The 16,096-nt window shown below is 47.3% G+C and carries 15 protein-coding genes; 10 read left to right on the plus strand and 5 right to left on the minus strand.

Annotation, left to right across the window (positions count from 1 at the left end):
• Window positions 1–70: 70 nt before the first annotated feature.
• The 9 genes from Pan241w_RS30040 to Pan241w_RS14695 all read left to right on the plus strand — a co-directional run bounded on the left by Pan241w_RS30040 (window position 71) and on the right by Pan241w_RS14695 (window position 8,423).
• Window positions 71–397 carry an ATP synthase F0 subunit C gene (locus tag Pan241w_RS30040; RefSeq protein ID WP_197999935.1) on the plus strand — a complete coding sequence of 109 codons (327 nt, stop codon included), beginning with the start codon at window positions 71–73 and terminating at the stop codon, window positions 395–397.
• 89 nt (window positions 398–486) lie between these two features.
• Window positions 487–1,113 carry a F0F1 ATP synthase subunit B gene (gene atpF / locus Pan241w_RS14660; protein ID WP_145217092.1) on the plus strand — a complete coding sequence of 209 codons (627 nt, stop codon included), beginning with the start codon at window positions 487–489 and terminating at the stop codon, window positions 1,111–1,113.
• Between the two features lie 78 nt (window positions 1,114–1,191).
• A complete protein-coding gene (atpH, locus tag Pan241w_RS14665; RefSeq protein ID WP_145217095.1) occupies window positions 1,192–1,836 on the plus strand; it encodes an ATP synthase F1 subunit delta in 645 nt (214 codons plus the stop codon).
• The gene (gene atpA, locus Pan241w_RS14670; protein WP_145217098.1) at window positions 1,787–3,304 is read left to right on the plus strand and encodes a F0F1 ATP synthase subunit alpha; all 1,518 of its coding nucleotides are present in this window, start codon (window positions 1,787–1,789) and stop codon (window positions 3,302–3,304) included. Before atpH ends, atpA begins: the two co-directional genes overlap by 50 nt.
• A gap of 46 nt (window positions 3,305–3,350) precedes the next feature.
• Complete coding sequence (gene atpG / locus Pan241w_RS14675) at window positions 3,351–4,229, plus strand: ATP synthase F1 subunit gamma (protein ID WP_145217101.1); 879 nt, start codon at window positions 3,351–3,353, stop codon at window positions 4,227–4,229.
• 74 nt (window positions 4,230–4,303) lie between these two features.
• Complete coding sequence (gene atpD / locus Pan241w_RS14680) at window positions 4,304–5,758, plus strand: F0F1 ATP synthase subunit beta (protein WP_145217103.1); 1,455 nt, start codon at window positions 4,304–4,306, stop codon at window positions 5,756–5,758.
• A 99-nt stretch (window positions 5,759–5,857) separates the two neighbouring features.
• Entirely contained in the window at window positions 5,858–6,259 is a 402-nt protein-coding gene (locus Pan241w_RS14685; RefSeq protein WP_145217106.1) for a F0F1 ATP synthase subunit epsilon, read from the plus strand.
• Between the two features lie 492 nt (window positions 6,260–6,751).
• Window positions 6,752–7,240: a hypothetical protein gene (locus Pan241w_RS14690; RefSeq protein ID WP_145217109.1), complete on the plus strand. Its 489-nt coding sequence runs from the start codon at window positions 6,752–6,754 to the stop codon at window positions 7,238–7,240.
• Window positions 7,241–7,268: 28 nt separating this feature from the next.
• A complete protein-coding gene (locus Pan241w_RS14695) occupies window positions 7,269–8,423 on the plus strand; it encodes a hypothetical protein (protein ID WP_145217112.1) in 1,155 nt (384 codons plus the stop codon).
• 20 nt (window positions 8,424–8,443) lie between these two features.
• Here Pan241w_RS14695 and Pan241w_RS14700 read toward each other — a convergent pair whose 3' ends face one another.
• The 4 genes from Pan241w_RS14700 to hpnH form a co-directional block, all read right to left on the minus strand.
• Window positions 8,444–11,242 carry a DUF1559 family PulG-like putative transporter gene (locus tag Pan241w_RS14700; RefSeq protein ID WP_145217115.1) on the minus strand — a complete coding sequence of 933 codons (2,799 nt, stop codon included), beginning with the start codon at window positions 11,240–11,242 and terminating at the stop codon, window positions 8,444–8,446.
• Complete coding sequence (locus Pan241w_RS14705) at window positions 11,242–11,640, minus strand: BlaI/MecI/CopY family transcriptional regulator (RefSeq protein WP_145217118.1); 399 nt, start codon at window positions 11,638–11,640, stop codon at window positions 11,242–11,244. Before Pan241w_RS14705 ends, Pan241w_RS14700 begins: the two co-directional genes overlap by 1 nt.
• 239 nt (window positions 11,641–11,879) lie before the next feature.
• A complete protein-coding gene (locus Pan241w_RS14710; protein ID WP_145217121.1) occupies window positions 11,880–12,167 on the minus strand; it encodes a hypothetical protein in 288 nt (95 codons plus the stop codon).
• A 51-nt stretch (window positions 12,168–12,218) separates the two neighbouring features.
• Complete coding sequence (hpnH, locus tag Pan241w_RS14715; protein WP_145217124.1) at window positions 12,219–13,379, minus strand: adenosyl-hopene transferase HpnH; 1,161 nt, start codon at window positions 13,377–13,379, stop codon at window positions 12,219–12,221.
• 138 nt (window positions 13,380–13,517) lie between these two features.
• On the opposite strand from hpnH, the gene Pan241w_RS14720 reads away from it, so the two are divergent.
• Window positions 13,518–14,714, plus strand: coding sequence for an enolase C-terminal domain-like protein (locus Pan241w_RS14720; RefSeq protein WP_145217127.1), 1,197 nt, complete (start codon window positions 13,518–13,520; stop codon window positions 14,712–14,714).
• A 5-nt stretch (window positions 14,715–14,719) separates the two neighbouring features.
• On the opposite strand, the gene Pan241w_RS14725 is transcribed toward Pan241w_RS14720, so the two are convergent.
• Window positions 14,720–15,709, minus strand: coding sequence for a hypothetical protein (locus tag Pan241w_RS14725; RefSeq protein WP_145217130.1), 990 nt, complete (start codon window positions 15,707–15,709; stop codon window positions 14,720–14,722).
• Window positions 15,710–16,096 lie beyond the last annotated feature (387 nt).

Genomic DNA, 16,096 nt, shown 5'->3' on the forward strand with positions numbered 1-16,096 from the left:
ATCGTTTCAGACTTGCTTAGTATATTTTGTTTGAGTGTTCCTCGTTGAGAAAGGTCAGGGGATAATAACAATGATCCATGCTTTACGGATTATCTACATGACATGCGTTGTTGTATTGGCCACAGCTATTCCTGCAATGGCACAAGAAGCACCTGCAGCTGCTGATGCTGAGGCCGCTGTTCAAGAAACTACAAATGCGCTTCCGTTGGGGGCCATCGGTGCTGGTATCGCAATTATCGGTGCTGGTTTCGGTATTGGTAAAATTGGTGCCTCTGCAGTAGAAGCCATTGCACGTCAACCAGAAGCAGGCGGTGCAATTCAGACTGCAATGATTATTGCGGCAGCGTTGATCGAAGGTGCAACATTCTTCGCACTTATTATCTGCCTCGGTAAATAGTGTGGGTGTGCTTCTCTAAGAAGCCTTCACATACTATGAGTTCGAATTTCATTCCAGTTATTCTGATTACGATGTGAGAATATTTGATCATGTTTAAAAGTCTTTTTACAAGCCGATGCATCATCATGCTGATTATTTTCAGTGGTATGATCTTGGGAAGTGGGCTGATTGGTTCCGAAGCATCCTTGTATGCTGCTGATGGCGCTGCACACCCTGAAGGGGCGCCATTGCAGTGGAAAACCGACTTGGCACTATGGTCATTTATTGTTTTCATTGTATTTGTGATTGTTCTCAAATCAGTTGCCTGGGGCCCTCTAATCAAAGCTCTTGACGAGCGGGAATTAAGAGTCGTCACTGCGATTGAGGAAGCAGAATCAAAACAAAAAGAATCAGAAGAACTGGTCAAAGAGCACACTCGTAAAATTGAGTCTGCTCAGGATGAGATTCAGGCAATGATGGTGGAAGCCCGTTCTGATGCAGATCGGATCCGGCAAGACATTCTCGAACAGGCTCGTAATGAAGCTGAGTCCATTAAGGCTCATGCCATTGACGAAATTGATCGGGCTCGTGAACTTGCTTTGAAGGATCTGTTTGATCAAATGAATGGACGGGTTGTCGATGCGACTGAGCATGTCCTGGGACGTGCTCTCAATGAATCAGACCGCGAACGACTGATTGAAGAGGCTCTGTCTCAGATTTCCAGTAGTTCAAACTAAATAGTAACACGACATTTATTCAAACGTTATTTTGTGAAGTTTGAATTATTTATCCTTTAGCTGTGAGTTGTGATCAGCGTGAACGATCAGAAGCAAGTAAAGACTCATATTCCAAGCGTAATGGAAGACCCCGGTGCAACGTCAATTGCCAAGGTTTATGCCAAAGCGTTCCTGGGGGCGATCAACGAATCTGAAAAAGATTCTGCCATCGATGAGTTTACCGAATTTCTGAATGTCGCCATCAGTCAGAACCCAATCTTTGGTACGATGCTGACATCAAGATCGCTTAACAAAGAAGAGTCGTTAAGCCTGATTGACCGTGTTGTAGCCCCCCATACATCAGAAGTTCTTGCGAACTTCCTGAGAGTTCTGGTGGAGCATGAAAGACTGGATCTGCTGGAACAGATTTTCTCACAAATCACACGCCTACGTGATGCAGAAACCGGCAAAAAAGCGGTTGTTGTACGCTCGGCCTTTGAGCTGTCGGATAATACTTTAGCAAGCATTAAACAACGCTTGAGTGATACACTGGGATTTTCTCCCGTAATTGAAACATCGATAGACCAGTCTGTTATAGGTGGTCTGGTTATTCAAGTTGATGACACAGTATATGATGGTTCTCTTCGGACTCGTTTAAAACAATTACGAGGACAGTTGAGCAATAGGAGCATTCATGAAATTCAAAGCGGACGAGATCGCTTCAGTCATCCAAAAGGAAATTGAAGACTTTCGCGGCGAAATTGAAACCAGTGAAGTAGGACGAGTCCTTGAGGTCGGCGATGGTATCGCACGCGTTTACGGGCTTTCTTCTGCCATGGCTGGTGAAATGGTCGAGTTTTCTAACGGGGTTCGCGGTCAGGTGTTCAACCTGGAAGAAAACTCTGTTGGTATCATTATCTTTGGTGATTACTTATCAATCGCTGAAGGGGATGAAGTTCGCAGCACAGGAACCCTGCTTTCAATACCTGTTGGTGATGAATTGCTGGGTCGAGTTGTCGACCCACTGGGGGTCCCCCTGGATGGTAAAGGCCCGATTGTAGCAACAGAATCCAGACCTCTGGAAGTTGCCGCTCCCGGTGTTGCCGCCAGACAACCTGTGACTCAACCTATGGCGACCGGTATCAAGGCGATCGACGCCATGACCCCCGTTGGTCGAGGCCAGCGGGAATTGATCATTGGTGACCGTAAAACGGGTAAGACCGCAATCGCCATTGATACTATTCTGAACCAGAAGGGCAAAGACGTCATCTGTGTTTATGTTGGCTGTGGTCAACGTGCCGCCACGATCGCAGGCGTCGTCAATCAACTGACAGAACATGGCGCAATGGATTACACCGTTGTTGTCAGTGCTTCTGCCAGTGACCCTGCCCCACTCCAATACATTGCCCCCTATGCTGGTGCTGCTATTGCAGAGCACTATATGTATCAGGGTAAACACACATTGGTCGTTTATGATGACCTTTCTAAACAGGCACAAGCTTATCGTCAGTTGTCATTGTTGATGCGACGACCTCCCGGACGTGAAGCATATCCTGGAGACGTATTTTACTGTCACAGTCGGCTCTTGGAGCGTTCTGCCCGTTTGAGTGACGAACTCGGAGGCGGTTCCATGACGGCCCTTCCCATTATTGAAACGCTGGAAGGGGAAGTCTCGGCTTATATTCCAACAAACGTGATTTCCATTACAGACGGCCAGATTTATCTGGAACCGGATCTGTTTTTCGCCGGTATTCGACCTGCGATTAACGTGGGGATCAGTGTTTCACGCGTCGGTGGTAATGCTCAGACCAAAGCGACTAAAAGTGTTTCCGGTAGTTTGCGTTTGGACCTGGCGGCCTTCCGTGAACTGGAAGCGTTCGCTCAAATGGGTACCGAACTGGATAAAGCGACTCAAGCACAGCTTGATCGTGGGTATCGAATGGTTGAATTACTGAAGCAACCTCAGTTCAATCCGATGCCCATGGCAGATCAGGTCGTAAGCCTCTATGCCGGAACGAAAGGTTTCTTTGATTCAGTTCCCATTCCGCAGGTTCAAGAGGCTGAAACAGAAATGTTGCAGTTCATCCATGATCAGTATCCGGAAATCACTGACAAAATCACGGAAACCGGCAAACTGGAAGAGGACACGATCGAACAATTAACGTCAGTACTGAAAACGTTCGTCGATCAGTATCTTCGAAAAAGTGCGTAATTGATTTATTGTTTGAATAGATAATCGAAAACAGGTTCAGGATCTAATGGCCAAAGCACGTGCCATCGTAAAACGATTAAAAGCGGTAAAAAACATCCGTAAAATCACGCGGACCATGGAATTGATCGCCACTGCGCGATTCAAGAAAGCTATGGACCGTGCATCGGAAGCTGCTGCTTATACCAAAAAGATTTCGGAACTGGTTGCGGATCTATCTCAAGCAAATCTTGAGTTTCATCACCCACTACTGGAAAAGCATGAGTCCGAACAAAATTCGGTCCTGTTAATCCTGACATCAAACCGGGGCCTTTGTGGCGGGTATAATTCAGGCGTCTTAAAGCTTGCCTTGAAACGTTACCAGGAATTAAAAGCCGAGGGACAGAATGTTCGTCTGGAAGTTTCGGGGAAACGCGGAATTGGCTTTTTAAAGTTTCAGGATATTGCTGCCGCAGAGACATATACCCACTTCGAAGATCGTCCCACATTTGAAGAAGTTGACCAACTGGCAGCCCGATTTATTACCGAGTATATTGAGGGTAAAATCGATCGTTTGGATGTCGCTTATACCGAATTTGTTTCGTCATCCAAACAACAGCCGGTCGTACAGTCACTTCTTCCGATTGGTGCGTTAGAATCTTCGACTGAAGCAGCCGAAACATCACAAAAATATGACTACGAGTTTCTCCCTTCAGCTCAGGAGATCCTGGAGGAAATTGTTCCGACTGCGTTTAAAGCACGGTTGTTCAAATGCTTCCTTGATGCAGCGGTGAGCGAGCAGATCGCACGAATGGTAGCTATGAAAGGCGCCACAGAAAATGCCAATGAAATGGTGGGTTCTCTTTCCGCTCAATATAACCGTGCACGACAAACTCAAATCACCTCGGAAATCCTTGAAATCATTGGTGGTGCAGCTGCCTTAGAGTAATTTCCGGAATGCCTTACGTAGGCACTTTATGGTTTTTTACAAATTGATAAATATCAGAAAGTAGAGACATATCAATGGCGACAACGGAAGCCAGTACATCGACTGCAGTTGGTAAAATCACACAGATCATTGGTTCAACATTTGATGCAGAATTTCCAGAAAATCAAATGCCGGAAATCTACAATGCTCTGGTTGTAAACGAAACAATCAAAGACGTTGTCATCAAAGTTACCGGGGAAGTTCAGCAACACCTGGGAGGCGGTCGTGTGCGTTGTGTGGCTCTAGGGTCAACCGACGGAATGGTTCGCGGAATGAATGTGACCGACACGGGTGCCCCTGTTTCTGTTCCCGTTGGAAAAGAAACACTGGGACGCGTCTTCAACCTGCTGGGAGACCCAGTCGATGGTCGGGGTGAAGTCGAATCCGATGAACGCTGGCCCATTCACCGTAAAGCCCCTGCTCTGGAAAACCTGAGTGCGAAGACCGAGTTATTCGAAACCGGGATCAAAGTGGTTGACCTGTTAACTCCGTTTGTCCGTGGTGGTAAAGCGGGTCTGTTCGGTGGTGCCGGTCTTGGCAAAACTGTGATTTTGACCGAGTTGATCGCTCGTATCGCGAGTGCTCACGGTGGTTACTCTGTATTTGCTGGAGTAGGTGAACGAACCCGTGAAGGTAACGACCTCTGGTTAGAAATGCAGGAAACAAAAATTGGTCAAACAGACCGCTCCGTCATCGAGCAAACCTGTATGGTCTTTGGTCAGATGAATGAACCTCCAGGAGCTCGTTTGCGAGTCGCTCTGTCCGCTTTGACAATGGCGGAATGGTTCCGTGACACAACAGGGACAGACACCCTGCTCTTCGTTGATAACATCTTCCGCTTCTCACAGGCAGGAAGTGAAGTGTCTGCACTTTTAGGACGTATGCCGAGTGCTGTGGGATACCAGCCAACTCTGGGAACAGAGCTTGGTGAATTGCAGGAACGAATTACCTCGACGAAAAATGGGGCAATCACCAGTGTGCAGGCCGTTTATGTGCCGGCAGACGACCCAACCGACCCTGCTCCTGCGACCGCATTCTCTCACTTGGATGCCTTCATTTATCTGGAACGTAAGATTTCAGAAAAAGGGATTTATCCAGCCATCGATCCACTGGCATCTTCCAGCCGTATTCTGGATCCACAATATGTGGGTGAACGTCACTACAAAGTGGCTCGTGAAGTACAGCAAACGTTGCAACGGTATCGTGAACTCCAGGATATTATCGCAATTTTGGGTGTTGATGAATTGAGCGAAGAAGACAAACTGATCGTGCATCGTGCACGACGCATTGAACGTTTCTTGTCTCAACCCTTCCTCGTGGCTGAAGTGTTTACTGGTAAAGAAGGTAAAATCACACCGCTGGCCGACACCATTCGCAGCTTCGAAGAGATCTGTGCCGGTAAATGGGACCACTTGCCCGAAGCCGCATTCATGTATGTTGGTTCTGTCGAAGAAGCAGAAGAACAAGCCAAACGGATGGCTGAAGACTAAAGCGTCACAAGAGTATCGACATTATATTGTGAACGGACCACATTAGATTCGCTCACAGCATCAATCTGAATTCCTGTTTTAAATGTGGTTAGAGCACCAATGGCTCAAGAATTTCGCCTCTTATTAGTGACTCCGGAAACGACTCTGTTAGATCAATCGATCCAGAGTCTACGCTGTACTTTATTTGACGGGCAAATTGGGATTCTTCCTGGCCGCATGCCAATGGTAGGACGTTTGGGGTATGGCGAACTTGTCTTCCGCTCTAATGATGGCGCGGAAGTCAGTTATTTTGTCGATGGTGGCTTTCTACAAGTTCAGGGAAATGTGATCTCTGTCTTAACAGAACAGGCAATTCCTGTTAGCGAGCTAAACGCTGCCGATGCAGAAAAACTCCTTGAGGAAGCTTTGGCTCGGCCAGCCATCGGCGATGATCAATGTAATGCCCGTGAGCGTGATCAAAACCGGGCACGGGCCATGCTGATGCTCTCGCACCAAAAATAGCCTCATTCATCGTTAAGATCAAAACCTCTTGATTTTAATCATAGATTTTCCTAAATACGCTGAAATTGCTTCGTGCATTTCAGCGTATTTTTCTATGGAGTCACATATGGCTGATCAAGATGCCTCACCAAGTCCCCAGCGGCCATCTGTTGGTGTTCATTTTAAGTGCTGTAACGTGTATTCCCGTATTTATCTCAACCATTCCGCTACCGCTTATACTGGGCATTGCCCCCGTTGCGCCTGTCCGATTGAGATCCCCATTGTGGAAGAAGGTGGTTCATCCAGCAACTTCTTTACCGGATCGTAACCTTTTGATATATAAAATCTTACAGCCATGGAAGTTTCTTGTTTTGATCATCAAAAAATGTCTGATCCCCTTATAATCACCTTGAGCTAAATCCTGTAATAGTCTAGGATTCGCCCGCTGTGAGTAATCAAGTCTCATTTTTGAACCAAAATCAACCGTCAGAATTCCAATTTCGAGTTTTTTAAATGGATTATCATTTAAAACCACTGGGAAAAGCCTGCTCTTCGACTGGAAAAGAATTTACTCCAGGCGAAACGGTTCACTCTGTCATTATTGAACAAAATGGCCAATTGCTTCGTCTCGATTTTTCACAGGATGGTTGGACTGGACCTCCTGAAGGCGTTGTTGGTGAATGGAAATGCCAGGTACCAGAGCCGGCTGCTCAGGGAACGAAAAAAATCGACCCCGATGCACTCATGCAATATTTTGAACAATTGTATGAAGCTCCGAATCAGGTACAGGAAAAATTTCTCTACGTGCTTGCTTTATTTCTTGTCCAGAAACGCCGACTTAAACTGGAAGGGTCGCGAGAAGAAGACCAGGTGTTCTATCTCCAATTGTCAGGAACGCATGGAGAAGGATCTTTCGAAATCCGTGATCAGAATCTGGAAGAGTCTGAAATCGAACAACTACAGAATCAACTGAATAACCAATTTTTTGAAGAGTGGGAATAAGGGGCGTGCCCCATGATGGATCGTTAATATGTTGAATGTTCATGGAAGAACAACACACAATCAATCCTGCATCAACTTGCACTGCCTTTATGTGGTCACGAAAGTGACACTCGTGCTCCTGGCAGTCATTCTGCTACCTGCTTGCGCTTCCGTTCGAACGTTCCTCCCACAGCAGCCCCCTGTTTGCGTTCTCCCCCCTAATGCCAGCTATACGCAAATTGTTACCCACTTGAACTCACAAACCGAAGGCGTTTACGGTTGGCAGTCCTCGAATGTAAAAATTAGAGCGCGGCAAAAGGGAGGCATTCCGGTGAGCTTGAATGCGATGCTGGCGGTCGAACAGCCCAAACGCTTCCGCTTACGCGCGAGTTCTCCTCTGGGAGCAGAAGTTGATTTTGGCTCGAACGATGAACGGTTCTGGTTCTGGGTCAAACGAAATGAGCAAAAACGAGTTTTTACCGTCCGCCACGATCAATACCAGGCGATGGGGTCGCAGTTGAATATCCCGTTTGAACCCGGATGGTTACTCGAAGCTTTGCGTGTCGTCCCATTAAACGAAACAGAGCTTTCCATCCAGAAAGAAGGCCAGAACTCACCGAATGTGAAGTTGATTTCTGACCGCCTGCTACCAAATGGCAAGCTTGTTCAAAAAATTCTGGTTGTCAATCTCTGTACTGGGCATATCATCGAGCAATCTTTGTATGACAGCCAGGGACAGCGGATCGCCACAGCCACCTTGGGCGAATATCGCGTCTGCAGTAATTCCGGTGCCACTCTGCCGCATGTCATTAAGCTCGATTGGCCGCAAGCAGGCATCGTACTTACAATGACGATGTCAAACATCGAGGTGAATCCGGCAGGAGTTCCGCCTGAAGTCTGGGGACTGCCACAAATCCCTGGCTATCCTGTTCTAGACTTGGGATCCTCATTTCCAGTTCAACGGGAAGCGTCGATCGGTCCACGACCAACACGAATTGATTCTCGGATCGCCGAACTGGAAGAACCTGACTGGTCAAACAGTACTCTCAGCGAGGAGCCACAATGGAAGCCAGCACAAACAGGGTTTGAAAAATCAGAAACGTTCCCGGTCAATGAGCTCCAGCCACTGCCCCGCGATAATCCATTTCGCCCCCCCGGTTCATTTGACGAACCGGAAGAGGCTCCTGGCCGTGTCCGACTTTAGATCCCCAAAGCCCGCATAGACTATTGATTGTTATTCAGGTCGACTACATTGCCATCGTTGATCTGAATTAGATTGTTCAATGTCGTTGGGTCAGTTTTCTCTGAAAGAAATCTAGCTGCCCCATCGCAGAAACCGACATTGAAGCCCCCTGGATAAAATCCCCCTAGTTTCGGCAACTGCTTGCCGTCATAGATGATGTCTTCCGGCTTCGTCCAGGGGATTTCTCTTTTTGTTTCAACGACTGCAATCGTGTTGGATGTACCATCAATAACATCGCGAAATCTTAAACCACCTTGAGTCCCGTCAGCAGGTTTCTCATCTATTCCAAATCCAGAACCAGCTGCCAGACCATTATCACCAGCCGCCATACCATCATCCAGCAAACCTGATAGAGCACGATTTGTGAGCTTGCCAAAGGCAGTATTATTACCAACAATCACAAAATAAGAGGTATTGTTCTCCCCCCGGTTATCTGCGGGACAGCGATAGACGTCGGGCATTTTGGCAAGTACTTTTTTATTATGCTCACTATCCCAAGGCTCGTTGCGGTTGTACTCATCATATAAAGCCTGTTGGTCCAGAAAAGGCAGAAGCGCCACACGCCAGCTGTAAGGTGTTTTTCCATCTGGCCCCAGTAAAACTGCGGGTGGGAAATGCTTGTGCTTATCGTGATAAACATGCAATGCCAGAACTATTTGTTTGATGTTATTCAAAGAGCGTGAACGACTGGCTGCTTTCTGTGCCTGCAGGAACGCCGGCACGAGCACAGCGATCAGCTGACCACCAGAATTATTCGAAAGAGCAGAAGTCAGTGTGACATCTTCACCACTCTGGGTTACCTTGGTCGATTTCATCATCTTTTCTGCGATATTGAGTAGAGACATCAGCGTCAACCGTTCTTGCACGCTGTCGCCTGCCATACCTCGTTTCATTTGATCCAGCATGTTGCGAGAGAGTGTAAGCAAGGCGTCCAGCGTATTCTTAACGCTCTCACCGTTCTGATCTTGTGACAAGCTGACATTCAATGATATTTCCTGCTTAATATTTAATCCCAGTGACGCCAGTTCCGTGTTCTCCCAAATGGGGGAGATAAGTCCTAACATCGGTGCATTCGCAGCGGCAATTCGGGCTGGTTCATCGCCCACGATGGCTCGCGCTACACGCAGGTCAATCAGCCCAGCCACCGAATCGTTCTCAATCGATTGCCACTGTTTTGACCAGCGCGATGTACTGCCGCGCTGAATAGTATCGATGATTCCTTCCATCACACTTTCACGACCGGTGTAAATGACTGTGCGGTCATCGAGATACATTCGCATTTCAGGGTATAATCCCGACGTATTTTTCAGATAGTCCTGGCCTTTGTATTCGACCTCGACATTTTTGCCAAAACTCTTTGTCATGGCTGTTTTTCTGTCAATCACCTTGTTTGCATGAATCACAATCGCAAAGCCAATTTGTTTAGGTGGTTCAGAGGCGACGAATACGACAGTTGCGGTTTCAATCTCATTTGGATTTAAACCGACAACCCCAAATGGTTTGTTCATACTTAATTCTTGCTTTATCAGATTTCGGAGTGGTTTCATCGAGTCCTGTGTAAGGATTTCTGCAGGTCGAAGTGCAATTACAGCCAAAGCGTTCGGGGGGACAAAATCAATACGAAATTTTTCTGATGCACTTTTAGTTCGGACTGAAATCATAGCACTGGGTGAGGCATCTTGAGCAACGCTGATACTCTCTCCACGAAGCCCCACCGCCAACAGACCAATCATCAGGATACATGAAATTGCAATGGCCCGAGCACTGCGAGACACGGCGCCACGAAATGGTGTTTTGTCTTTAAGCATGTCTATTCGCCTTAAAAAAGTGGAATGCGTGGGTAAAAAAGCGCGGGCGGGGCCACGAACGCGTCGATTGGACTGTGCCATTGCCATCTCTGCCAGAATAACCAGATACGATTCTGACCCACCTGCGACCCTGGCAGCAGCAGCATCAGCAGCCAGCTCCTGCTCCAACCGTAAGCGGGAAACCAGCCAGTGCATCAACGGATGGTAGAAAAAGATCGACCGACTGATTTCAGCACAGAGATTTGTCAAAAAATCACGTTGTTGAATATGGGCTAGCTCGTGCGTCAAAACGGCTTTTAACTGCTCTGCCGACCATGTTTGCCATGTTGCGGGTATTAAGATTACTGGACGCCACCAGCCGACAACTGCCGCCGTCGCCAGCCGTGTTGTCTCTCGCAAATGGATTATATTTTGATAGTCTTGCTCCATTAAAAACCCATCCAGGTACTCCTGAGCTACGGTATTTTCCAGAATAATCGCATGTTTTACTTCTCGTCTCAACAGAATGTAACCGACACAGAGACGCAGAAAGCCCAGTACTATTCCCCCCAGAAACAGGAAGGCAATTATGACGGGCCATGCCAGGGATGCATCCAGAGAATCGACTGGCTGCTTGTTATCTAGCCCTGCAACAAACCCGGCCCAGGCTGAACTCCACACCGACTCCAATTCGACTGGTTCTCTTTGAGACGCTGGGGAGTCTTTCAACTCAGTGGTTTTATTGGAGAGCAGGCTTTTCTCCACAGATACGAGTTCTTGATTGCTCTGTTGTGTTCGATGAAAGTTCCAACATGGCCAGGGACTCAACATCAGTGATGCAAGCATCAGAGTTACGATGAGAGAAGAAGAGATGACGAGCGATCGCAACAGTGGCCCCTTGTTACGCACACACCAGTAAAACAGAGCTGCACCGACAGCAACGATCGTCACCTGCAGGCTCAACCAGACAATGCTGACACCGAATTCATGCATCAGGACTTCTCCCGTAAAATGTCTTCCAGAGCCTTCAATTCCTTTCGTGTTAATTTGCGTTCATCCATGAGTCGCAACAACAACTTTTCACGCGATCCGCCGAAGACTTTTTGAATCATATCACCCAGCAAATTGCCGGAAACTTCATCAAAGGATCGAACAGCGCGGTACAGAAAAGGACGTTCCTCGTTCGTCTGTTTCAGGAAATCTTTCTCCACTAAGATTCGTACCAACGTCGCGACAGTCGTGTACGCCAACTCTCGTCCCGACTTTTGCAATGAGTCACGTACATCGGAAACAGTCAGCTCTATCCCTGATTCAGCCTGGGTTTCGTCCCAGAATACATGCATCACCTCTAACTCACGCTCAGTAAGTTCTTTTGCTCTCGGCCTGGCCATTGGACCTCCCTGGTTTATTCGTAGATTGGATGCCTAATGTTTGGTTTATTAGATTTGGTTTTATAGTATTCGTGACAATGCAGTTTGTCAAACACTAATTTGAAAGATATTTGAGAAGCTTTTTACTAGAAGATGGGACCCGATTTTCACGGTTAAAAAGCTTGATTCTGTTCCAAGCAGAAAATAACAGATAGAAATTTAATAGTTTTCTACATAGTCCTCAAACTCAGTATTACCATCTAACGATCAGCGTACCAGACCGAGAATTTATTCCAGATCTCGTAATCAAATACACCACCTTCATCAATAAGGCCGGCTGATCGCGCCATTTGTTCCCAATGAATCGAATGAAATGATTCTGGAAGTCGATTCGCTTTCATCAGCTCAATCAACAAGCCCTCGAAAGCCATTTCCGGTTCACCATGATTCAGGTAGTGGTCAACTCCGCTCATCGCTTCCAGGGCAAGTAGGGAACGACACGAGGCAATCAGATTAACGACGTCCTGATCGAAAGAATCATCTTGCATCGTTGCTTTCCCACTGATTGTTTGAGCAAGCTGCTGAAAAAAGCCCAACACTCAATTAGAGAGATTCAGCACTTCTACATCATCTTTGCATTCTGTCTCGTTGACAGAATGCAATTGCACCAACTCGTGGTCGGCCACTGTATAGTGCGGGGCGGGAATATTTTCTTGTGATGGCTGTGGTAATGGCTTGTGAGAGTCCCGGGCTCCAAATAACGTCAGAGAAACCACTTTCAAAAAACCCTTCCATGAAGAGAAGGTTTGGTCGACGGCCGTCGGTTCATGTCCGCAATGCACCATACAATCTCGGCACTTTTCATTTCCACTTTTCCGTCCGTAGCGCTCCCAGCTGGTCGAATTCATTAATTCAGCAAAGGAATCAGCATATCCTTCTTCGAGCAGATAGCAGGGTTTCTGCCAACCGAAGATGTTATACGTGGGGTTGCCCCAGGGAGTACATTCCAGTTCCCAGTTTCCTTTGAGGAACTCAAGAAACAAAGGGGAATGATTAAACTTCCACGCCTTCTTGGGAGTCGCCAGGATCTTGCGAAACTTTTGAATTGTCTCATTGCGCTTTAAAAAATGCTCCTGGTCAGGCGCCTTTTCATATTGATATCCGGGCGAGAGCATCATGCTTTCAATGCCCAACTCGGCCAGCTCATCAAACATTTGCCGGACTCGTTCCGGTTCGGCATTCTCAAATAGCGTAGAATTCGTTGTTACGCGGTGCCCTGCCTTCACAGCGGCTTTGATCGCGCTGATCGCTTTGTCGTATATACCGTCCCGACAGACGGCCGCGTCATGATCTTCGCGAATTCCATCCAGGTGAATCGAAAACGTGAGATACTTGGATGGTGAATAATTCTTAAGATGTTTTTCCAGCAGGATCGCATTGGTACAAAGATAAATGTACTTTTTACGTTCCACCAGTCCAGCGACAATCTCCGGCATTTGGGGATGTAGCAATGGTTCACCGCCAGGAATGGAAACAATCGGGGCACCACACTCATCAACGGCCTGAAAACATTGTTCCGGGCTCAGATGCTGCTTCAGAATATGGGCGGGAAACTGAATCTTTCCGCAACCGGCACAGGCCAGATTACAGCGAAATAGCGGTTCGAGCATCAAGACCAGCGGATACCGCTTGACCCTTTTGGCTCGTTGTGTCAGAACATACTTTGCTACAGTCCACATTTGGGAAAGGGGAACACCCACAATCGCCTCCATATTGCGAAAAATTCTAAATCCGTTCAGAATAATGGCTTCATAGCATTTTTGCGAAAGCCTGTCACCCCCAATATGCACGTATGTCATAATCCCGCTTAGAGTTAATGAAGGTAGAAATCAGGCATAATGAGAATCGCCCAGCTTTCGGCGTATCAGGTCCGCGTACCGTTACGACGAAAAATCACCCATGCATCCTTCAGCCGCTCTGAATCTCAGTCGATTGTAGTTCGCTGTCAGTTAACCAATGGAACCGTAGGCTGGGGTGAATCGGTACCGCGAGAATACGTGACGGGTGAAACCGTCGATTCGGTCTTTTCTCAATATGAAAATACCAATTTCCAGTCAATGCTAGGGGACAATTGTGATTCTCTCGACGGCTTGATCGCACTCAGCCAGCAAATAAATTTACCCCAACTGACAGATTCCCCTGAGGAATATCTGCAACGAGGTTGCTTTGGGAATGCGGCCCGCTGTGCATTGGAAATCAGCCTGCTTGATGCGGGGGCTCGTGCAGAAGAGACTTCCTTTTCTACAATCTTTCAACATTTGAAGCCATATCAGAATCTGATCGAACCACAGCAAGCTGTCCGATACAGTGGTGTGCTGACTTCGATGAAACCTGTCAAGCAATACATGCTGGCTCTCGTTTACCGTCTGACCGGCTTCCAGCATTGCAAAGTGAAGGTCGGTCTGCCGCAGATCAATGATCGACGTCTCTTACAAAAGTTACGACTGCTGACGGGGAGTAAAATGAACCTGCGTGTTGACGCAAATGAAGCTTGGACGCGGGAGATTCTGGAAGAAAAAGATCATGAATTCGCTCCCTTCAAAATCAGCTCCATTGAACAGCCGGTCGCTCATCAAGCCATTGCCAGCTTGCATGATATTCGAAATCAGATTGCAACTCCAGTCATGCTCGACGAGTCTCTCTGCTGCCAACAAGACGCCGAACAAGCCATAGCAGAAGGCTACTGTGATTATTTTAATCTCCGCATCTCAAAGCTGGGGGGAATCATCCCTGCTTTACAGTTGGCCCATCAGGCACAGCAGGCGGGGCTCCAGTATCAACTCGGTTGTCAGGTGGGGGAAACGGGCATTCTTTCCGCTGCGGGACGTCACTTCGCATCCTCAGTCAAAGACATCGCTTTTTTAGAAGGAAGCTTTGACCGGTTCCTGCTCGTACAGAATCTGATCAATGAGGAGATTTCGTTTGGATGGGGGGGGAGTGCGACGGCATTAAAGGGCCTTGGGCTGGGAATTACTGTGAACGAACAACGACTCAAGCAATTCACACAACGAGAGCAGCACTGGAAACTCAGCTAACACGATCAGGGAATCAGGAATACCAGACCGGTAACGGTCAGGCTTTCGAATAAAACGCCTCGTGTACTGTAAGGCAGTTTTTCAACCTGATACGGCGGACAATCTCCAGGTCGAGCATATCCGAGCGGATAACGACACTCATCCATTGGATAAGCGCCAATCATGTAGGGGAGCACTGGAATACGTCCAAAAAAGCGCCCCGCTGAAAGGAATGGCTGAAGAGCACCATAATTATAACCATAGCGTTCCAGGTATGGCTCTTCAAAATACAATGGATTATAGGCAACACCGGGAGCTTCCCACTCCATTGTGCTTAACTCCCAGTTCCGAGTTTCTCCCATCGTAACCTGGCGAGTCGGGAGTTTCTCTAATTGTTCTGCAGCCGTGTTCTTTGGCAATTCGCCCGCTGGTGGCTTGGCACTGATCGACAATTGAGTGATTGGCTTCAGTCCCAGTTCTACCAGATGTGGTGATTTCACTGACGGAGCTTTCTCCTGCTCAGTCTGGAAAGTAACGTTGTTCTTACTAAGTACAACTTCAGTGGTCGGGGGAAGCTCCATCACGAAGACAGGTGGTACATCAGAAAGATCTGGTTTTTGCGCTTCAACTGGAGGGTCGACTTCATCTGCCTGATAAGAGTCAGTTTCAGTTAGCGCAATCGAGTGAAAATCTTCAAACTCGTCGAACTGCAAAGCAGACTCGTTCGGTTTTTCCGTTTCCAAGGGAGCCGGTTGTGTCTCGACCTGTTTGTTTCGGCTTTGAATCGTTCGCTTATTAAAGCCGGTAACCCTTATTTGGTCAGATTTTACGCTTTCATTCGTCTTGTTATTTGAATTCTGGTGACGGACTGCAGCAGACTTGGAAATCGCGTTTATTTTGTGTTGATCAAATTCAGGAGCGATTGAAAAGTGCGCAATCTGTTTTGAAGCACAACCCTGAAATATCAGGCAGCACAGACAGGCAATGATCCAGGAATGGACAGTTAGCAACCTCATAAGTTCAGGCGCTCCAGTGAGATAGATTGCCTGCATTGGTTAACAGGCGGCAGTCAGCATTTTCGATATCGTTTGATCAGAAGGACTCATAATCATATATCGGCAGAGGTTATGACGGCAGCACATCTTCGACATACTAAACAGCAAGGTCTTTGTAATGCCCCTATCTAGCCGGTTTACAAAATTTAAATGGCAATCACCACAACAAGCATGTACGCAAGAACACTCTCATGGTTCGGATTTATTGATTTCCTGTTTTATTGAGCGGATTATTGAAATGACCAGGAACTTGGTTCGTTATTTAGTTGTATGTCAGCGTAGGAGAGTTGAAATGATTGTAGGGACAACAGGATGGTAATGTTCACAACAGTAGGAATCGGATTAGTT

Origin of the sequence: Gimesia alba, assembly GCF_007744675.1 — a bacterium.
Classification (GTDB): domain Bacteria; phylum Planctomycetota; class Planctomycetia; order Planctomycetales; family Planctomycetaceae; genus Gimesia; species Gimesia alba.